The 20,321-nt window shown below is 40.6% G+C and carries 22 protein-coding genes and 1 other annotated feature; of the genes, 21 read left to right on the plus strand and 1 reads right to left on the minus strand.

Features of this window, described 5'->3' with window-relative positions; translation table 11 throughout:
- Nucleotides 1–54 precede the first annotated feature (54 nt).
- From sigE to ABD006_RS11245, 15 genes are all read left to right on the plus strand, one after another.
- Nucleotides 55–774, plus strand: a complete 720-nt coding sequence (gene sigE, locus ABD006_RS11175; protein ID WP_044157311.1) for an RNA polymerase sporulation sigma factor SigE — start codon at nt 55–57, stop codon at nt 772–774.
- A gap of 107 nt (nt 775–881) precedes the next feature.
- Entirely contained in the window at nt 882–1,661 is a 780-nt protein-coding gene (gene sigG / locus ABD006_RS11180; RefSeq protein WP_044157312.1) for an RNA polymerase sporulation sigma factor SigG, read from the plus strand.
- 115 nt (nt 1,662–1,776) lie between these two features.
- On the plus strand, nt 1,777–2,055 hold the full coding sequence (locus tag ABD006_RS11185) for a YlmC/YmxH family sporulation protein (RefSeq protein ID WP_343840945.1): 279 nt from the start codon (nt 1,777–1,779) through the stop codon (nt 2,053–2,055).
- An 82-nt stretch (nt 2,056–2,137) separates the two neighbouring features.
- Complete coding sequence (gene pgeF / locus ABD006_RS11190; RefSeq protein ID WP_343840947.1) at nt 2,138–2,938, plus strand: peptidoglycan editing factor PgeF; 801 nt, start codon at nt 2,138–2,140, stop codon at nt 2,936–2,938.
- Nucleotides 2,939–2,958: 20 nt separating this feature from the next.
- Nucleotides 2,959–3,636 (plus strand): YggS family pyridoxal phosphate-dependent enzyme, encoded by a 678-nt coding sequence (locus ABD006_RS11195; protein WP_343840949.1) that lies wholly within the window; start codon nt 2,959–2,961, stop codon nt 3,634–3,636.
- A gap of 16 nt (nt 3,637–3,652) precedes the next feature.
- Nucleotides 3,653–4,072 carry a cell division protein SepF gene (locus tag ABD006_RS11200; protein WP_343840952.1) on the plus strand — a complete coding sequence of 140 codons (420 nt, stop codon included), beginning with the start codon at nt 3,653–3,655 and terminating at the stop codon, nt 4,070–4,072.
- Nucleotides 4,073–4,085: 13 nt separating this feature from the next.
- Complete coding sequence (locus tag ABD006_RS11205) at nt 4,086–4,352, plus strand: YggT family protein (RefSeq protein WP_343840954.1); 267 nt, start codon at nt 4,086–4,088, stop codon at nt 4,350–4,352.
- A gap of 20 nt (nt 4,353–4,372) precedes the next feature.
- Nucleotides 4,373–5,146: a YlmH family RNA-binding protein gene (locus ABD006_RS11210; protein ID WP_343840957.1), complete on the plus strand. Its 774-nt coding sequence runs from the start codon at nt 4,373–4,375 to the stop codon at nt 5,144–5,146.
- A gap of 104 nt (nt 5,147–5,250) precedes the next feature.
- Complete coding sequence (locus ABD006_RS11215; RefSeq protein ID WP_343840959.1) at nt 5,251–5,778, plus strand: DivIVA domain-containing protein; 528 nt, start codon at nt 5,251–5,253, stop codon at nt 5,776–5,778.
- Between the two features lie 184 nt (nt 5,779–5,962).
- Nucleotides 5,963–6,198, plus strand: a binding site (T-box leader).
- Nucleotides 6,199–6,283: 85 nt separating this feature from the next.
- Complete coding sequence (ileS, locus tag ABD006_RS11220; protein WP_343840962.1) at nt 6,284–9,034, plus strand: isoleucine--tRNA ligase; 2,751 nt, start codon at nt 6,284–6,286, stop codon at nt 9,032–9,034.
- Nucleotides 9,035–9,110: 76 nt separating this feature from the next.
- Nucleotides 9,111–9,632 carry a signal peptidase II gene (gene lspA, locus ABD006_RS11225; RefSeq protein ID WP_343840964.1) on the plus strand — a complete coding sequence of 174 codons (522 nt, stop codon included), beginning with the start codon at nt 9,111–9,113 and terminating at the stop codon, nt 9,630–9,632.
- Nucleotides 9,629–10,540: an RluA family pseudouridine synthase gene (locus ABD006_RS11230; RefSeq protein ID WP_343840967.1), complete on the plus strand. Its 912-nt coding sequence runs from the start codon at nt 9,629–9,631 to the stop codon at nt 10,538–10,540. The genes lspA and ABD006_RS11230 overlap by 4 nt, the downstream gene beginning before the upstream one ends.
- Before the next feature lie 205 nt (nt 10,541–10,745).
- Complete coding sequence (pyrR, locus tag ABD006_RS11235; protein WP_343840970.1) at nt 10,746–11,285, plus strand: bifunctional pyr operon transcriptional regulator/uracil phosphoribosyltransferase PyrR; 540 nt, start codon at nt 10,746–10,748, stop codon at nt 11,283–11,285.
- A gap of 160 nt (nt 11,286–11,445) precedes the next feature.
- Entirely contained in the window at nt 11,446–12,816 is a 1,371-nt protein-coding gene (locus tag ABD006_RS11240) for a solute carrier family 23 protein (protein ID WP_343840973.1), read from the plus strand.
- A 257-nt stretch (nt 12,817–13,073) separates the two neighbouring features.
- On the plus strand, nt 13,074–13,352 hold the full coding sequence (locus tag ABD006_RS11245; RefSeq protein WP_343840974.1) for a hypothetical protein: 279 nt from the start codon (nt 13,074–13,076) through the stop codon (nt 13,350–13,352).
- An 83-nt stretch (nt 13,353–13,435) separates the two neighbouring features.
- Here the strand turns inward: ABD006_RS11245 and ABD006_RS11250 are convergent, their stop codons facing one another.
- Nucleotides 13,436–15,148: an Rqc2 family fibronectin-binding protein gene (locus ABD006_RS11250; RefSeq protein ID WP_343840977.1), complete on the minus strand. Its 1,713-nt coding sequence runs from the start codon at nt 15,146–15,148 to the stop codon at nt 13,436–13,438.
- A gap of 90 nt (nt 15,149–15,238) precedes the next feature.
- Here ABD006_RS11250 and ABD006_RS11255 point away from each other — a divergent pair, with 90 nt between their 5' ends.
- From ABD006_RS11255 to rpoZ, 6 genes are all read left to right on the plus strand, one after another.
- Nucleotides 15,239–17,920 (plus strand): calcium-translocating P-type ATPase, SERCA-type, encoded by a 2,682-nt coding sequence (locus ABD006_RS11255; protein ID WP_343840979.1) that lies wholly within the window; start codon nt 15,239–15,241, stop codon nt 17,918–17,920.
- Nucleotides 17,921–18,041: 121 nt separating this feature from the next.
- Nucleotides 18,042–18,284 carry a YicC/YloC family endoribonuclease gene (locus tag ABD006_RS11260; protein WP_343840982.1) on the plus strand — a complete coding sequence of 81 codons (243 nt, stop codon included), beginning with the start codon at nt 18,042–18,044 and terminating at the stop codon, nt 18,282–18,284.
- 17 nt (nt 18,285–18,301) lie between these two features.
- Nucleotides 18,302–18,910: a YicC/YloC family endoribonuclease gene (locus ABD006_RS11265; protein WP_343840985.1), complete on the plus strand. Its 609-nt coding sequence runs from the start codon at nt 18,302–18,304 to the stop codon at nt 18,908–18,910.
- Nucleotides 18,911–19,142: 232 nt separating this feature from the next.
- Nucleotides 19,143–19,406: an extracellular matrix/biofilm regulator RemA gene (remA, locus tag ABD006_RS11270; protein WP_093136413.1), complete on the plus strand. Its 264-nt coding sequence runs from the start codon at nt 19,143–19,145 to the stop codon at nt 19,404–19,406.
- A gap of 11 nt (nt 19,407–19,417) precedes the next feature.
- Nucleotides 19,418–20,038 carry a guanylate kinase gene (gmk, locus tag ABD006_RS11275; protein ID WP_343840989.1) on the plus strand — a complete coding sequence of 207 codons (621 nt, stop codon included), beginning with the start codon at nt 19,418–19,420 and terminating at the stop codon, nt 20,036–20,038.
- Nucleotides 20,035–20,241 carry a DNA-directed RNA polymerase subunit omega gene (gene rpoZ, locus ABD006_RS11280; RefSeq protein WP_343840991.1) on the plus strand — a complete coding sequence of 69 codons (207 nt, stop codon included), beginning with the start codon at nt 20,035–20,037 and terminating at the stop codon, nt 20,239–20,241. Before gmk ends, rpoZ begins: the two co-directional genes overlap by 4 nt.
- Nucleotides 20,242–20,321: the final 80 nt, after the last annotated feature.

Genomic DNA, 20,321 nt, shown 5'->3' on the forward strand with positions numbered 1-20,321 from the left:
CAGGTCGATGTTTTCCTATCTTGCTTAACATTTAAAAGGAGGAAGTTCGGGCAAATGAAAAGATTTAAAATGAAACTCCAGATACTGTGGTATAAAATCCTGATAAAACTCGGAATAAAATCTGATGAAATTTATTACATAGGAGGAAATGAAGCCCTTCCTCCACCACTTTCAAAGGAAGAAGAGCAGGAACTCTTAAAGAAGTTACCAGAGGGTGATATGGGTGCACGCTCTATTTTAATTGAGCGAAATTTGCGACTCGTGGTTTATATTGCCAGAAAGTTTGAAAACACAGGCATTAATATCGAGGATCTTATTAGTATCGGTACCATTGGCCTGATCAAAGCCGTTAATACGTTTAATCCGGAAAAGAAAATCAAATTGGCAACGTATGCTTCCCGTTGTATCGAAAATGAAATATTAATGTATCTGAGACGGAATAATAAAATACGTTCGGAGGTCTCCTTTGATGAGCCTCTCAACGTAGACTGGGATGGAAATGAACTGTTGCTTTCGGATGTCCTTGGTACAGATGAAGATATTATAACCCGGGGACTGGAGTTTAATGTAGATAAAAAGCTTCTTCATAAAGCGTTGTCCACATTGAATGACCGTGAAAAACAAATCATGGAGCTTCGTTTTGGTTTGATTGGGAAAGAAGAAAAAACGCAAAAGGATGTCGCTGATATGCTGGGAATCTCCCAATCGTATATTTCAAGGCTTGAGAAAAAAATTATCAAGCGGTTACGGAAAGAGTTTAATAAAATGGTCTAAGATTTTGTAATTTTAGAATACAATGGATGATTTCAGGTGCTGCATAAAAATCCCTCCAATGGAGAAACTGTTTGGTGACACTATCTCCACTTAGGAGGGGTTTTAGATTGACGCGACATAAGGTAGAAATATGCGGTGTCGACACATCAAAGCTGCCCGTACTAAAGAACGACGAAATGCGGAAATTATTTATGAGAATGCATGAAGGTGATGAATTCGCAAGAGAGGAACTAGTAAACGGAAATCTGCGACTCGTTTTAAGTGTCATTCAGAGGTTTCATCATCGTGGTGAATATGTTGACGACTTATTTCAAGTTGGTTGTATTGGACTAATGAAATCCATAGATAATTTTGATTTAAGTCAGAATGTAAAATTTTCAACATATGCAGTTCCAATGATTATTGGTGAAATTCGCAGATACTTACGTGATAACAATCCAATAAGGGTATCCCGTTCTCTGAGGGACATTGCCTATAAAGCCCTTCAGGTGAGAGAACGTTTAATGAGTAAAACCTCAAAGGATCCCACACCAATGGAAATCGCTGAAGAAATGGGAATTCCCCACTCTGATGTTGTTTTTGCTCTTGATGCCATTCAGGATCCTGTTTCACTATTTGAGCCTATTTATAATGATGGTGGAGATCCGATTTTTGTTATGGATCAATTAAAGGATGATAAAAATAAGGATTCCATCTGGATTGATGAAATCGCATTAAAAGAAGGGATGAGAAGACTAAACGAACGGGAAAAAATGATCTTAAACAAACGTTTTTTTCAAGGAAAAACCCAAATGGAAGTGGCAGACGAAATCGGAATCTCGCAGGCTCAGGTGTCCAGGCTTGAAAAAGCAGCGATTGACCAGATGAATAAAAACATTAATCAATAATGAGCATTTATATCCGTTTTGAACCTTGTCCATAGATTCGTGGACAGGGTTTTTTATATTTTTAAACGAATGATAGCTCATTCGTGCATATATTAGAAGTAAGGTGGTGAGAAAAATGACCATATCAGAATTACAGGTAAAAGATATTGTGGCGATTGAAGATGGAAGGAAATTAGGCTATATTACAGACTTGGAAATTGATGTAGACAGAGGCTATATCGTAGCCCTTGTTATTGCTTTGAAAGGCAAAATGTTTGGTTTATTCGGTAATGAGGAAGAAATGGTCATTCCGTGGAATCATATTGTGACCATTGGGGCTGATGTGATCTTAGTAAGAACAGAAACTCCTAAACTAACCCATAGCATGAATACAAATGAATACGATGCGCAGTAAAGGTGATCAGGATAGATAACACAAGAAATAAGACGAAAAATGTGGTAAAATAAATACGTCTAATACTTTTAGGAGAATAAACATGAGTGAGTTATTTAGTAAGTCAAGAACATCCTCTTATTTGGAAATTCCTGATTGGAAGAAAAAAGGAATTACAGCAGGTATAACGACGAGAAAAGGTGGTTTCAGCCAACAACCTTATGATACATTGAATATGGGATTCCATGTACAGGATGATTATGATCTGGTTTTAAAGAATTATGAACGTATGGAAAACATTATCGGAATTCCTGCCAGGTACTGGATCAGTTCAAAACAGGTTCACAGGACAGATGTACTTGAATGGGACGATTCTTTGAACAGGGACAATATTACTCATCCGCCTAACTTTGAGCTTGAATATGATGGCTGGATGACCAATCAGAGAAATGTATTGTTAACCGGGGTATTTGCTGATTGTGTACCACTGTTTTTCCGCTCGGAGGAATGGGTAGCTTTAGCTCATGCCGGATGGAAGGGAACGGTAAAGGGGATGGGACCTAAAGTCATCGATCATTTTTTAACCCATCAGGTTCCACTGGAAGAAATCGAGGTTGTCGTAGGACCTAGTATTAGTTCCCGCCATTATGAAGTGGATCATCATGTTGTTCAGCACATTCCCTTTGATATGCAAACAGAGGATGTATTGACGAGGAGCGATGAAACCCATTATTATCTGGACCTTAAACAGCTTCATAAAAACCTTCTTTTAAAGAAAGGACTAAAGGAACAGCAGATTACCTTAACCAATTATTGTACATACGAAAATGAGGATTTATTTTATTCACATAGAAGAGATCAGGGAAAAACCGGCAGAATGATGGCATTTATCGGATTTGAATAGGAAAAAGGGGGATTTTTGCAGTGAATGTAGCTGAAAACCTGGCTTCTATCAGGGAAAATATTGAACAGGCCTGCCGGAAGAGCGGACGTGACCCGCAGGAGGTTTCCATTATAGCCGTTACAAAGTATGTGTCGATAGAAACGGCTAATCAAGCAATACAGGCAGGTATTAAAGATATTGGAGAAAATCGCAAGGAAGGTTTTCTGGAAAAATATAATGAACTCGGGACTGAAGCAACCTGGCATTTTATTGGTACTCTGCAGTCAAGAAAAGTAAAGGATGTTATTGATCAAATTGACTATCTTCATTCGCTGGACAGGCTTTCTTTGGCTAAAGAAGTCAATAAACGGGCGTCTGAAAAGATCAAATGCTTTGTACAGGTGAATGTAAGCGGGGAAGACTCAAAACATGGAATCAACCCTGAGGAAGTGATCCCTTTTGTTGAAAAGCTCGGTAACTATGAACATATCGAGGTCTCAGGCCTTATGACAATGGCCCCGCAAACAGAAAATGAAGATCTTTTAAGAGGGTGTTTTCAAAATCTCCGGAAACTAAAGGAACAAATACAGAATCTGCAGCTTCCCCATGCACCCTGCACTTATTTGTCCATGGGAATGAGCAATGATTATTCGATAGCTGTCGAAGAAGGAGCGACCCACATACGTATTGGTACAAAACTTGTAGGGAAAGAATTTTAGAATTGGAGGGTAAATGGTGAGCATCAAAAATAAGTTTAAATCCCTTTTTACATTTGAAGACGAATATGAATATATAGAAGAGGAAACAGAGGTCCCAGAACAGCCAGACTCTCCGGCAGCGAGCCGCCGTGCTCAAAATGTGGTACACTTGGAAAGTATTCAATCCTCAACATCCAAGGTAGTATTATGTGAACCTGAAAGTTATGATGACTGTCAGGAAATTGCGGATCATTTGAAGAATCGCAGGGCGGTTGTGATTAATCTACAAAGGACGAATCATCAGGAGTCAAAGCGAATTGTAGATTTTTTAAGCGGAACCGTTTATGCTATTGGTGGGATTATTCAAAAATTGGGACAGCAAACCTTTATCTGTGCACCTGATAACATCGATGTATCAGGCAGTATCACGGATCTGATGGATGAAGATTTATTGTAAAGGTGGGAAGTAGATGATCGAAATCTATAATTTGTTGCAAACGGCTTTATTAATTTACATGTATGCAATCGTTGTGTATATTTTAATGTCCTGGTTTCCTGGTGCCCGGGAATCCTCGTTCGGGCAGATGCTCGGGAAAATTGTAGAACCTTATTTGGAGCCATTCCGGAAGTTTATTCCACCACTTGGGATGATAGACATTTCTCCTATCGTGGCGATTTTTGCTATTCAATTTGCTAAATTAGGATTGGAACAACTCTTTATTATGGTTTTCTTTTAATAGGTGTTTAGGAGATTTTTATGGATATCTATCAGCATTTTCGAAAAGAAGAACAGGCATTTATAGATCAGGCTTTAGCGTGGAGAGATGAGGTAGAGCAGACGTATCAGCGAAAGCTCACAGACTTTTTAGACCCCAGAGAGCAGATTATTCTTTCTTCGGTTATTGGGAATCATCCTGATATGAACCTTCATTTTTTTGGAGGCGATGATAAAACAGAGAGAAAAAGAGCAATTCTGGCACCTTTCTATGAAGAGATACATAATGAAGACTTCGATATTGTTGTGCTTCAAAGTCAGTTTGCCAGAAAGTTTGTTGAGATTACCCATCGTGATGTCTTAGGTGCTCTTATGTCGCTTGGAATAAAGCGTAAAAAGGCAGGCGACCTTATGGTGGTGGACGATACGGTTCAAATTGTTGCAGATAAGGAACTTGCCACCTTTCTTGAACTTCACTTAACGGGTATTAAGAAGACCCGACTGCACTTTAAATCGGTTCCACTGGATGAAATGAAACCTTCTCCGGAGCAGTGGCAGACGAAGGAAGGTACCGTTTCCTCTCTCAGATTAGACACCGTTATGAAAGAAATCTACAATCTTTCACGCAATAAAACCAGCGAGTGGATTCAAAAAGGCTATGTTAAAGTGAATCACCGAGTGGTTGAAGATCCGTCCTTCCAAATGGAGGAAGGAGATATGATATCCGTTCGAAAAAAGGGCCGAAGCAAGCTTATTCAAATATCGGGCCAGACCAAAAAAGAAAAATGGCGGATATTAACCGGTGTTTTAAAATAAAAGGAAAAATAAGCAGGAAAAAGACAAATCACGTCGAATTACTTGAAAGTACAGACGAAGAATTATTTCAAATAAAAGAGATTAAATTCAAGGGGGTTACCTTTGTGGCGTTAACACCACTCGATATTCATAATAAAGAATTTACCCGCACATTCAGAGGATACGATGAAGATGAGGTCAACGAATTTCTTGACCAGGTCATAAAAGACTATGAGAAAGTTATTCGTGAAAAAAAGGAATATGAAGAAGAAGTAGCCGATTTAAAGGAAAGAATTGGTCATTTTAATGATATTGAAACAACTTTAAATAAATCCATTTTAGTTGCTCAGGAAACAGCTGAAGACGTGAAAAATAATGCGAATAAAGAAGCTAAGCTTATTATAAAAGAAGCAGAAAAGAATGCAGACAGAATTATTAATGAAGCTTTGTCCAAGTCGAGAAAAATTACATTGGAAGTAGAAGAGCTGAAAAAACAGGCTAAGGTATTTCGAACTCGCATGAAAATGATTGTACAGGCTCAGCTTGATATGATTGAAAACGATGACTGGGATGAGCTCTTTGAAATGGAATTGGACCAGACGGATGAAGAGCAGAATACAGTGGAATATCAACTTTCAGACAACCAATCTTGACGCCGGAATCATTTTTGAATATAATGCAAAAGTATAAAGTAAAGCACACTGACAGGACTTTTTACCTGCCGATGGTTTAAAATCTTAACAGGGAACTGCAGACCTTTTATGTTACTCTGAATGTTATATTTGTGTATCTGAGTAACGGCTAAGGTCCGTTTTCCCTCGTAAAACCTAAACATTTAGAAAGACGATGACAGGGACAGTACATTGAATGATGAATGCAAAGCGAGCCGGGGATGGTGGAAGCCCGGACAGCACATTTCATGGAAGATCACCCTTGAGTCTCCTGGTGAATAGAGTAAATAACAAGTAGCCAAGGACGATTCATTCACGTTACGAATGATAAAGAGGATGGATAAAATATCTGTATGTTTATTCATCAATCAGGGTGGTAACGCGAGGCGCCTCGTCCCTTTTATTCGGGATGAGGTGCCTTTTTTGTACTAAACATTAAAAATCCTGGAAATAACTGTTTTACTATAAAAGAAAAAGGAGAATAGGAATGAGCTATAAAGAAACCTTATTAATGCCAAAAACGAAATTTCCTATGCGTGGAAATCTTCCAAACAAAGAACCTGAAATGCAGCAAAAATGGGAAGAAGAAAAAATCTATGAAAAGGTTCAAATGAGAACAGAAGGAAGACCCATGTTTATTCTTCATGATGGCCCTCCATATGCAAATGGTGATTTACATATGGGGCATGCCCTTAACAAAATTCTGAAGGATATCATTGTTCGTTATAAGTCAATGGCTGGTTTTCATGCACCCTATGTTCCTGGTTGGGATACCCATGGATTACCAATCGAACAGGCGCTTGCGAAGAAAAAAGTCGATCGTAAATCTATGAGCGAATCTGAATTCAGAAAAATTTGTGAAGAATATGCACGTGAGCAAATTGAACGCCAGCGACAGCAATTTAAACAGCTCGGTGTACGCGGAGACTGGGAGAATCCTTACATTACGCTGACAAAGGATTATGAAGCAGCACAAATTCAGGTGTTTGGTGAAATGGCGAAAAAGGGCTATATTTATAAAGGTCATAAGCCTGTGTACTGGTCACCATCATCAGAATCTGCGTTGGCAGAAGCTGAAATTGAATATAAGGATAAGCGTTCCCCGTCGATTTATGTTGCCTTTGATGTAAAAGATGGCAAAAACGTCCTAAAAGGTGATGAGAAATTTATTATCTGGACGACAACACCGTGGACGATTCCTGCAAACCTTGCCATTACCGTACATCCGGAGCTGGAATATTCGGTTGTTTCTGTTCAATCTGAAAAATATATTGTAGCTTCTGAACTGGTGGAGGAAGTTGCGAATGAATTGGAATGGCAGGATTACAACGTTCAGCAAACTTACAAAGGTGAGGAGCTTGATCGTACAGTCGCTAAACATCCTTTCTATGATCGTGATTCACTCGTTATTTTAGGAGAGCATGTTACAACAGATGCGGGTACAGGATGTGTTCATACCGCTCCAGGACACGGGGAGGATGACTTCTGGGTTGGTCAGCAGTACAATCTTGATGTATTATGCCCGGTTGATGAAAAAGGGGTATTCACTTCTGATGCACCAGGCTTTGAAGGAGTATTCTACGATAAAGCGAATAAATTGATTACGGAAAAACTGGAAGAGTCCGGGGCACTATTAAAACTGAACTTTATGACACACTCTTACCCGCATGACTGGAGAACGAAAAAGCCAACCATTTTCCGTGCAACTTCCCAATGGTTCGCATCCATCAAGGACTTCCGTGAAGATATTCTTAAAGAGATTGAGCGTATCCAGTGGGTACCGGAATGGGGAGAGACAAGACTCTATAATATGGTTCGGGATCGTCAGGACTGGTGTATTTCCCGTCAGCGTGTCTGGGGAGTGCCAATCCCTGTATTCTATGGGGAAAATGGCGAGCCTATTATCAATGATGAAACCATTAACCACGTTTCTGAATTATTTAGAGAGCATGGATCCAATGTATGGTTTGAGCGTGAAGCTAAAGATCTACTTCCTGAGGGGTTTACACATCCATCCAGTCCAAATGGGGAATTTACAAAAGAAACGGACATTATGGATGTCTGGTTTGATTCAGGTTCATCTCACCAGGGTGTATTAGTTGAACGGCCTGAATTACAACGTCCGGCGGATATGTATTTAGAAGGATCCGACCAATACCGCGGCTGGTTTAATTCGTCGATTTCAACTGCGGTTGCTGTAACAGGAGAAGCCCCGTATAAATCGATTTTAAGTCATGGTTTCGCTCTTGATGGTGATGGACGCAAGATGAGTAAATCCCTGGGGAATGTAATGATTCCAAGCAAGATTATGAAGCAATTTGGGGCCGACATTTTACGACTATGGGTTGCCAGTGTAGATTACCAGGCTGATGTTCGTATCTCCAATGAAATTTTAAAACAGGTGTCTGAGGTTTACCGTAAAATTCGTAACACCGTCCGTTTTATGCTTGGAAACTTAAATGATTTTGACCCTCAAACGGATAAGCTGAAAGATGGGGATTTAGAGGAAATCGATCGTTACATGCTCATTCGATTACAAAACCTGATTAAAAAAGTGGATCATGCTTATGACACGTATGATTTCTCTGCCATTTATCAGGCGATTCATAACTTCTGTACGATTGACTTAAGCTCTTTCTATCTCGATTTTGCCAAGGATATTCTCTATATTGAGCCGGAGAATGATCAGCGTCGCCGCAGTATCCAGACAGTGTATTATGAAATCATTACATCGTTGACAAAGCTGCTGTCCCCAATTCTGTCTCACACAATGGATGAGGTATGGAGCTATATTCCTGGAACCGAAGAGGAAAGCGTACAGTTAACCGATATGCCTGAAGTGCGTGAACTCCCTAATCAGGACGAACTAAAAGCAAAATGGGATCATTTCATGGAAGTACGTGATGATGTCTTAAAGGCTCTTGAAGAGGCAAGAAATGAAAAAGTCATAGGTAAATCATTGGAAGCCAAAGTTACCTTATCAGCCAAGGACGAACGTACCAAGAACCTGCTGGAGGAAATTGAGCACCTGCATCAGTATTTAATTGTCTCTGAAGTAGAGCTGACGGAAAGCTTGTCAGAAGCAAAGGAATATGATTATGTGAAGGTTGCCGTTGAAAAACATCCAGGAGAAACCTGTCAGCGCTGCTGGGTATCCTCTGAATCAGTCGGCTCCCATGAAAAGCATGAAGACCTATGTGACCGCTGCGCAGATATTGTTGAAAAACATTATTCTTAATAACAACAAAGGCTGTCTCAGCTTCTCCTGAGGCAGCCTTTTCTTCTAAAATCCTTTGTTCATAGGATTTTTTTTCATGGATGTGGTAAAATGCTTGAAGAATGAATCTAACCAGATGGGGGAAAATGATGTGTGGTATTATCTTGCAGCATTTATAATCATTGCAATTGATCAGGTCACAAAATGGATCGTTGATAAACAAATGGCCCTATATGAAAGTATTCCTGTCATCGAAAATTTCTTTTACATAACTTCCCATCGTAATAAAGGCGCAGCGTGGGGGATTTTACAAGGACAAATGTGGTTTTTCTACATTGTAACAACGATTGTCGTCATTTTCGTGATTTACTATATGCAAAAACATGTAAAGGAGCACCCTCTTTTAGGATGGTCCTTAAGCCTGATTCTGGCTGGAGCGATAGGTAATTTTATCGATCGTATCTTTCGCCAGGAGGTCGTGGACTTTTTTGATTTCATTATTTTTGGCTACGACTACCCAATTTTTAATGTCGCAGATTCTTCACTCGTGGTTGGTGTCATCCTAATGTTAATCTACACCCTTTTTGAAGAACGGTTTAAAGGAGAGGCAAAGCAATGAGTGTACATTCTTACACAGTAACAGAGACAGAACAAGATGAACGTATTGACAAGATTTTAACGAAAATCAACGATAAGGTCTCCAGATCACAGGTGCAATCATGGGTAAAGGATCAGCTTGTGAAAGTCAATCATCAAAAGGTGAAAAGCAATTATAAATGTCAGGCAGGGGATGAGATTACCTGGACCATTCCTGAACCTGAACCGCTTGATATCAAGGCAGAGAATATTCCTATTGATATCGTCTATGAGGATGAGGATGTGCTGGTCGTTAATAAACCAAATGGCATGGTTGTCCATCCTTCTGCGGGTCATACAACCGGAACACTGGTCAATGCCGTTCTCTACCATTGTGATGATCTATCGGGAATTAATGGAGTGATGAGGCCGGGGATTGTCCATCGCATTGATAAGGACACGAGCGGACTGCTCATGGTGGCGAAAAATGACCAGGCTCATATGGGATTGGCAGATCAATTAGCAAAAAAAACCATTAAACGTAAATATGAAGCTATAATTCATGGAGTGCTGGAGCATGATATCGGTACAATCGATGCGCCGATTGGACGAGATCCAAATGACCGCCAAAGGATGGCTGTCGTGGATAAAGGGAAGGACGCCGTTACTCATTTTCACGTGCTGGACCGTTTTGCGGAATTTACTCATGTTGAATGTGAGCTGGAAACCGGGAGAACCCATCAAATACGGGTACATTTCAGATATATTGGTTACCCTCTGGCCGGTGATCCTAAATATGGTCCACGTAAAACATTGGATATCAATGGACAGGCTCTTCATGCAAGAAAACTTGGGTTTGAGCATCCGATAACGAAAGAATGGCTTGAGTTTCAAGCAGATCCACCTGATGACTTTCAGCAACTGTTGAAGGAATTAAGAATCCGTGGTTGACAGGTGCTGCGGATTCTGTAATAATTAATTTTGAAAATAATAAAGAACCTTTAAAATCAGTCCAGTGAGACTGAGAAGGTGGCGGATAAAAGGAACAGCAGGTAAAGTATGTTGACGTGAACCCTTTTGCCATCTTTGGCAAAAGGGTTTTTTTACGGAAAAATCCTTTATTCAGCTATTATGGTTCGGAAAAAGGAGGGGCAAATTGAATTTTAAAGCACAGTTACTCGATCAGGCTGCAATGGGCCGGGGACTAACCAGAATCGCTCATGAAATTCTCGAAAAAAACAAAGGTACGGATGGCTTAATTTTAGTCGGTATTAAAACGAGAGGCGCCCCGATTGCTTATCGTCTTGCAAAAAGGATACAGGACATTGAAGGAGCAAGTGTCCCGGTTGGTGAACTGGATATAACCTTTTACAGAGATGATTTAAGCAGGAAGGAAAACCTGGAAGAACCAGAACTAAAGGCTGCTCAGATTGAAGCAGATGTCAATAATAAGACGGTTGTTCTTGTCGATGATGTCCTTTTCACAGGTAGAACCGTGCGGGCCGCCATGGACGCTGTTATGGATCTTGGAAGGCCTCATCAAGTACAACTAGCCGTATTAGTGGATCGGGGTCATCGTGAACTGCCTATTCGTGCGGACTATGTCGGAAAAAATATTCCTACTTCAAAAGAAGAGGTCATTGTGGTTCATGTGGATGAGATTGATCAGGAAGATGAAGTAACGATTTATGATTAAGAGAATACGAACTGAATAACGAATGGAGGACCTTTAACTGAGTCCAGAGAGGCTACAGAAGGTCGCAAAAATGATTGGCGTAACTTATTTCAGGTTACGTATACCTCTTTGCGACTTGTGCAAAGAGGTTTTTTTAATGACAAAAAGGGAGAGTGTTTATATGAGTAATGAAAACATGGTTATGGGTGTAAGAGATATACCAAAGAAAAGCAGATGGTTCATATTAAGCCTGCAGCACTTATTTGCTATGTTTGGCGCTACAATTTTAGTGCCCCTTCTAACCGAAATGTCTCAATCGGCTGCTTTAGTTTCCAGTGGATTAGGAACATTGGCCTATCTATTTATCACGAAAGGAAGGATACCCGCTTATCTTGGTTCAAGCTTTGCCTTTATTACTCCTATAACACTGGCAGATGCTGCTTATGGAATGCCGGGAGTAATGGTGGGAAGCTTTCTGGCCGGCGTTGTTTATGGACTGATTTCAGTATTTATTCGTATACTCGGAACCAAATGGTTAATGAATATTTTACCTCCTGTTGTAGTCGGACCCATAATCATCGTCATTGGACTTGGTCTCGCTCCTACAGCCGTAGATATGGCCATGAATGTAAATGGTGAATACAGCTCTGCTCATTTTACAGTAGCACTTGTGGCATTAGGAATTACGATTTTAGCGACGATGTTTTTTAAAGGCTTCTTTGGCTTAATTCCGATTTTAATAGGAATTATTGGAGGATATGTATTCGCCCTGACTCAGGGAATTGTCAATACAGAGGCGTTAAGCCAGCATTGGAATGAATTGGTGAACAGTGGTTCGATTGCCGGATTTTTCGCAGCCTTCTTTCAAGTGCCTGACTTCACGGTACCATTTAAAGATTACAATCCATTAGAGGTTGTAAATGCAGGAATTTTCTGGATTATGGTTCCTATTGCTCTTGTGACAGTAGCGGAGCATATTGGAGATCAGATGGTGCTATCCAAAGTAGCCGGACGTAATTTTCTTGAAAAACCAGGGCTGCATCGCTCCATTATGGGAGATGGTGTGGCAACAATGATCGCTTCCTTCCTTGGAGGGCCACCAAATACCACTTACGGGGAAAATATCGGTGTCCTGGCAATAACACGCGTATTCAGTGTGTTTGTTATAGGGGGAGCGGCAGTTATTGCTATCTTTTTCGGTTTTACGACCAGTATTGTCCTTTTAATCGAATCCATTCCTTCTGCTGTAATGGGGGGAGTCTCCATTCTATTGTTTGGGATTATCGCTTCAAGCGGTCTTCGCATGTTAGTTGATAATCAAGTAGATTTGGGTGAAAAAAGAAACTTAATCATTTCTTCTGTAATCCTTGTCCTGGGAATTGGTGGAGCCTATATACAGGTAAATGAAAACCTGCAAATCGCAGGCATGGCTCTATCGGCGATTGTCGGAGTTTTATTAAACCTGGTATTACCAGGCAAAGAAAAGAGCTTTGGTAACGGAAATATGTTTGAAGCATCAGAAGAAATAACCACAGACAACGAAGCAGCTTAATTAGAAAAGCGGAGGCGACCGTTTAGGCCTGGGAGCCGCAGCTGGACAGAGAAAAGCGGAGGCGAGTGGTCAGGTCATGCGGGATAAGACGAAGACATGGAGTGGCATGGTTTTCGCCACGTAAGGGCTTTGGCTTATATCCGCCTTGACCTAGGAGCCGCAGCTGGACAATTAAAAGCAGATTACCGGAGTGTTGCATTTTTCCAGATTAGCATTGTACAATAGGTTTCAGAAAATAGATAAAAGGCTGTGATGTTGTGAAAATATCAAAATGGGCCTGGCTCATGATTGGAAATGCAGCACTCGGACTCATTACGTGTTACCTTTATATTTTGTTCTGGGTCGCCTTTTCCATGGGGGACACAGAAACGATTCTCTCCTGGAAAGCGAGTACAAGCTTTTTGACTGGAGTGCTCCTTTTTGCAGTATGGAACTATTTTATGATCCGTAACCATGATCGAAAATATTGGGGGCACAGTGCTTTTACTTATCTGGCTACGATTCTGCTATTTATTCTACTGTTTCAGACTATTTAACATCCTTTTGGCCTATTAAAAAAACGAGCATACCCAATGAGGTTATGCTCGTTTTTTTCATTTATTTTTCATCAAACGTGAAATTATGTCTGACTTCTTTTCATCTGATTAACCTTTCGCTCATCAGGGGTAACATAAACGGTCTTCTGATTGTCATAGATAACATATCCGGGTTTGGCACCAGATGGCTTACGCACATGCTTAACCTGTGTATAATCAATCGGAACGGTAGAAGACATTTTTGATTTGCTGTAAAAAGCGGCAAGTTCAGCTGCCTCTTCAATGGTCTCCTGGCTTGGATTTTGCGTTCGAATAACGACATGGGATCCAGGTATATCCTTCGCGTGCAGCCATATTTCGTCTTTATTGGCCAGTCGATTCGTTAAATATTCATTTTGTTTATTGTTGCGTCCGACTAGAATGAGTGTACCATCTGCAGCCTCGTATTCATCCAGTTGGGGCTTCTGGTTTTGCTTTTTCTTAGACTTCTTAGCTTTTTTCCTGATATAGCCCTGCTCCTGCAGTTCCTCACGTATTTCCTCTAAATCTTGTTCCCGTGCAGTTTCTAACTGCTGCATTAACTGCTCTAAATATTGAATTTCATCCTTGGCCCTGTCAATTTCCGTGGTCACAACCTGTTTTGATTTCTTCAGTTTCTGATAGGTCTGGAATAGACTTTGTGCATTTTCACTTGGTGTTTTATTCGGATTCAGTTCAATTTCCAGTTCTGATTGGTCCGGATCGTAGTAATCAACCACCTTAACGACTGTATCCCCTGTTTTAACAAGGTGCATATTCGCTGTTAATAACTCCCCGAGCTTCTGATATTGCTCAGCCTTTTCAGCTTTTTTTAACGTCTGCTGATGTTTTTTAATTTTACGTTTGTTTTTGTCCCGCTCATTTTTCAGCAGTCGGTAAATATCCGCTGTCTGCTGTTTGACCCGGTCCCGTTCAGCTTTTCCACGATAGTAGGCATCCAGCATTTCGCTGACAGAAGAAAAGGTGATTCGTTCGTTTGGAAGCGAATCAAGTATAAATACATAAAATTGTTCTTTGCCGCCCTGATAAACGGCAGGTGTGTAGTTGTGTTCCCTTAAATCCTTTTGGAACCTTTCAAAAACCTCCTGATACTTTTGGGTGGAACCCAGGTGAGCGCGGTGCTGTAATTCCTTGGCTATTAATGGAGAAATCCCCATTAAAGTATGAACCATTTGCTGATCCAGCTTTCCTTTATTAAAATCCAGTTTTTTTATAAATCTTTCACCGTCTATTTCTAAGGGGTGCAGTTTATTCTGCTCAGGAGGAAAAACATACGGCTGTCCTGGTAATATAGTACGATGACGGTTCTGAGCAGGTGAAATATGCTTCATGCTGTCTAAAATCACATTTTTTTCGTCATCCACCAGCATGATATTGCTATGTTTTCCCATAATTTCCACCATAAGAGTTTTGCTCGTAATATCCCCGATTTCATCCTTACTGTAAATTCGAAAGGCAATTATACGCTCCATGTTTTTTTGCTCAATCTTCTCAATAAATCCACCAGCCAGATACTTTCTTAAAAGCATACAGAACATTGGTGGCTCCTTAGGATTGGTCAGGGATTCACTGGTTAAATGTATACGGGCGTAGCTTGGGTGTACAGACAGGAGAAGCTTATGATTTTCTCCGTGGCTACGCACAGTCATCACTAATTCAGTGCTTGTTGGCTGATAAATTTTCAGTATTCGGCCGCTCGTTAGCTTCGTTGATAATTCATCAACAACGGCTCGTGTTACAACTCCATCAAATGACATCTTCATCACCTCATATCATACAAAGTATAGCATTTTTTAAGGCTTGTCTGAATAGATATACACAAGAAGCTCGGTATGGGGGTAATAACCGTGAAGTGGTATACGAAAAATCAAAGAGAAATAGAAGAGCAGTTACAGACAAATGCAGGCCATGGGTTATCGGAAAAACAAGCGGAGGAGCGTTTAAGACAACACGGCGAAAATGAAATTGCTGAACAGGTGTCAGTATCCAGAATCTATTTGTTTGTCCAGCAGTTTAAAGATTTTATGGTGCTTGTTTTACTTGGAGCAACTCTGATCTCTGGTTTGTTGGGCGAATATATCGATGCTATTGCCATTATGGCCATTGTTCTACTAAATGGTCTTTTAGGCTATTTTCAGGAGCAGAAGGCTGAAAAATCGATGGCAAAATTAAAAGAATTATCCGCTCCGGTTGTCACGGTATTACAAGATGGCGTCTGGGTCAATAAAACAAGTCGTGAACTTGTCCCCGGGGACATTGTAAAAGTGAAAACAGGTGACAGAATCAGTGCGGATCTTCGTTTGCTGGATGTAAATGCACTTGAGATAGAGGAATCCGTTTTAACCGGGGAATCGATTCCTGCGGTTAAGAATGAACAGCCTATTCCAAAAGAAAATGTTGAGCTTGGCGATCAGCACAATATGGCCTTTTCCGGTACATTAGTCACCAGAGGAAGTGGGACCGGAGTGGTTGTAGCCACTGGAATGTCAACCGCCATGGGACAGATTGCTTCAATGCTGTCTTCCACAGAGCGAATACCAACACCTCTCGAAAGAAAGCTTGAAGAACTAGGGAAGATCCTCATTGTCGGTGCCATTCTATTAACTGTTGCTGTCGCCCTATTAGGAATTTATCAGGGACACCCAATCTATGAAATGTTTCTAGCGGGCGTATCCTTAGCTGTTGCTGCTATCCCTGAAGGACTTCCGGCTATTGTAACGGTTGCTCTGTCCTTAGGTGTGCAGCGGATGATTAAGCGAAAAGCTGTAGTTCGCAAGCTGTCAGCGGTCGAAACCCTGGGGTCAGCCTCCGTTGTCTGCTCAGATAAAACGGGAACTCTGACCCAGAATCAAATGACTGTGCAACAGATATATGTACCAAAGCAGCACTATTTTGTTACAGGACAGGGCTATCATCCTAAGGGAAAGTTTTACCTCAATCGAAAGAAAATCGATCCATTAAGCACGAGCGCTTTGAGTCAAATACTGAAAAACACCCTTTTATGCAGCCATGCTGAAATTTTGAAAACCAATGGCCGTTTTCAAATTGATGGGGATCCTACTGAAGGTGCACTGGTGGTTGCGGCAGAAAAAGCAGGTTTATCCCGACAAAATCTGCAGGGGTTGAACGTGATTCATGAGATTCCGTTTGATTCGGCCAGGAAGCGTATGACGGTTGTTGTAAAAGACGAAAAAGGGAAACGGTTTGTTATTTCTAAAGGGGCTCCTGATGTATTGCTGAAACGGACAAGCTGGATACAGGAAGGCAGTGAAAGACGCCCCTTTACACCTAAAAAAGAAAAGCATATTCATCACATGATGGAAAGAATGACGAATGAAGCCTTACGGACAATTGCTGTCTGTGTTAAAGAACTGGACCCTTCAGAAAACGAAAAGGACTTTCAACTGGAAAATCATTTAACCTTTGCAGGATTATTTGGTTTGATGGATCCACCACGGGAGGAAGCAGCAGAGGCAATTGAAACCTGCCGACAAGCTGGTGTAAAAACGGTGATGATCACCGGCGATCACGTAAATACGGCACAGGCTATTGCCCGACAGCTGAAGCTGCTTCCTCCTCATGGAAAAGTTTTAGGTGGGTACCAATTAAGTCAAATGACCGATGAGGAACTGGAAGCCATCATTCCTGAGGTGTATGTCTTTGCCCGTGTTTCCCCTGAGCATAAATTAAGAATTGTAAAAGCCTTTCAAAATCGTGGTCATGTTGTAGCCATGACAGGGGATGGAGTCAATGATGCCCCTGCCATAAAAGCCAGCGATATTGGAATAAGTATGGGAAAAGGCGGGACAGATGTCACCAAGGAAGCCTCCTCATTAATTTTAATGGACGATCATTTTGCGACCATAAAATCTGCTATTGAAGAAGGACGAAATATTTATGAAAATATCAGGAAATTTATCCGATATCTGTTAGCTTCCAATGTAGGAGAAATTCTGGTGATGCTGTTTGCCATGATGCTAGCTATGCCTCTCCCATTAGTTCCAGTACAAATTCTTTGGGTAAATTTAGTTACAGATGGACTGCCTGCACTCGCCTTAGGTCTGGACCAGCCTGAAAAAGATGTAATGAAACGTCCACCTCGAAGCCAGAAGGAAAGTGTATTCGCCAGAGGACTGGGTTTTAAAATTGTAAGCAGAGGATTTTTAATTGGTCTGGTCACATTGATAGCCTTTATCTTTACCTATCAAAAAAGTCCTGATCATTTAGCCTACGCCCAGACGGTAGCCTTTGTCACATTAGTAATGGCCCAGCTTATTCATGTATTTGATTGCCGATCGGATTATTCGGTCTTCTCACGCAATCCATTGGGAAATCTTTCTCTGGTAGGAGCAGTGATTTCCTCGATTCTGCTATTACTGGTTGTTGTGTATTTTGAACCTCTACAGCCAATTTTTCATACAGTAGAGTTGCCTCTGACCGAATGGATTTATATTCTGGCATTAAGCGCTATACCAACGTTTATCTGGATGCCTTCAGGGAAGGAAAAAAATCATTCGATTCATGTCTGAAACGGTGTATTTTGACAAATTTATTAGAAATTCCAAGTAAATCATGATAAAATAATGTATATCGTAGCAATTATCCTATAATTGGTAAGAGAAATGGAAGTGAGAAGTCTTGGTTAAGAGTATGACAGGCTACGGTAGAGAAATCGCAGCAATAGGGGAAACAAGAATTACAGTAGAAGTGCGCACTGTTAATCATCGTTTTTTAGACCTGTCAATTAAAATGCCAAAGATGCTTCTGTATATTGAAGAGAAAATTAAGGAACAGGCCAGATCATTCTTTACACGTGGACGGATTGATGTCATGGTGACGATAGAAGGGGAAGGTCTGGTTAACGAACCATTAACATTGATTGGGATCTATTAGATCAATATATTGAGAAGTTGTCCTCCATACAGAATCATTATCAGCTGTCCGGATCTGTTCGTGTACAGGATATTCTGAAGCTTGAGGATGCGTTTTCTATTGTGGAACAGGAAAATACCAGTAGTGATTTTGAAGATGTATTACTCCGCACCTGTTATACTGCCTGCAAAAAAGCCTTGGAAATGAGAGAACATGAAGGGAACGCTCTCTTTAATGATCTAAAGCAGCGCATTCATTTTGTACAGACGGTCGTGCAAAAGCTGGAGAAACAACGGGACATCATTATGGAAGAATATCGTCAGCGCATTCGCCAGAGAATTGAAGAGTATATGAATGAAGAGCTTTATGAGGAGCGCAGAATGATGCAGGAGGTGGCCTTACTGGCTGAAAAGGGGGATATTACAGAAGAAGTTACAAGGCTTTTCAGTCATATCCATCAATTTGTGTCAACGTTGGAGCAGGATGATGAATCAATTGGAAGGAAGCTTGATTTTATTGTCCAGGAAATGCATCGGGAGGTTAACACGATAGGCTCCAAATCAAATGACGGTGATTTGTCAGAATGGGTTGTAAGTATCAAAAGTGAAGTCGAAAAGCTTAAAGAACAAATCCAGAATGTTGAATAAACCCAAAAAATCCTGTATATTTTGAAGAAAAGCGGAGGCGACTGTTCAGGTCTGGAGGTATAAGGCGAAGACATGTAGTGGCATGTTTTTGCCACGTAATGGCTTTGGCTTATATCCGCAAAGGCCTGGGAGCCGCAGCTGGACAAAGAATAGCGGAGGCGACCGGCACTTTATTACATAATAAATGTTGCGATAAGAGACAGAAAAGCGTAAATTAGAGGAGGAACCATACTTGAGTTTAAAATTAATTAATATTGGCTTTGGGAATGTTGTATCAGCAAATCGGATTATTTCCATTGTTTCACCAGAATCAGCGCCTATTAAGCGTATTATAACGGTTGCAAGAGACAATAATAAATTGATAGATGCTACATATGGAAGACGTACACGTGCAGTCATCGTTGCAGATAGTGATCATGTTATCCTTTCTGCAGTTCAACCAGAAACAGTTGGTCAACGTGTCATTAGTAATGATGACATGTCGGATGAAGGCTAGGAGGCAATATTGTGATTGAGAATAAAGGTATACTTTTTGTTTTATCTGGCCCATCAGGAGTCGGAAAAGGCACAGTAAGAAAAGCATTATTTGATCAGGCAACAGATTTGCAATATTCGATTTCTGTTACAACACGTAAGCCAAGAAATGGGGAAAAACACGGAGTTGACTACTTCTTTCATGAAAAAGATGAAGTAGAGAAAATGATTGAAGAGAGTAAGCTGCTTGAGTGGGCAGAATATGTCGGAAATTATTATGGAACTCCAAGAGAATACGTGGAACAGACACTTGAATCAGGTAAGGATGTATTCCTCGAAATCGAAGTTCAGGGTGCTCTGCAAGTAAAAGAAAATTTTCCAGAGGGAGTCTTTATTTTCCTGTTCCCGCCTAGTCTCGATGAGCTAAAAAATCGTATTGTAAACAGAGGCACAGAAACAGAGGACCTGGTTCGAAATCGGCTGTTAGCTGCTAAAGAAGAAATTGAAATGATGGAAGCCTATGATTATGTAGTGGTTAATGATACAGTAAGTCATGCTGTAGAAAAAATAAATTCCATTGTTCAGGCAGAACATTGTAAAAGAGAAAGAATTGCCGAAGAATATAAAAAAGCATTGGAGAGTGATATAGAATGATGTTGGAACCATCTGTTGATGAATTGCTTGAAAAAATCAATTCGAAATATGCATTAGTTATTCTGTCGGCTAAACGTGCAAGAGAACTACAATTCACGGATGATCCGATGATTGATGATGTGAAATCCAATAAATTAGTCGGGACTGCTTTGGAAGAAATTCGTGCCGAAAAACTTGAAACGGCTAATCATGACTATGAATAATCACCTATGATTAATTGAAATAACAACCTTAACAGGGTTGTTATTTTTTGCACTTAATGACACCATTTTGTTCATGGTCT

Source organism: Salinibacillus aidingensis (genome assembly GCF_039522525.1).
Lineage (GTDB): Bacteria > Bacillota > Bacilli > Bacillales > Alkalibacillaceae > Salinibacillus > Salinibacillus aidingensis.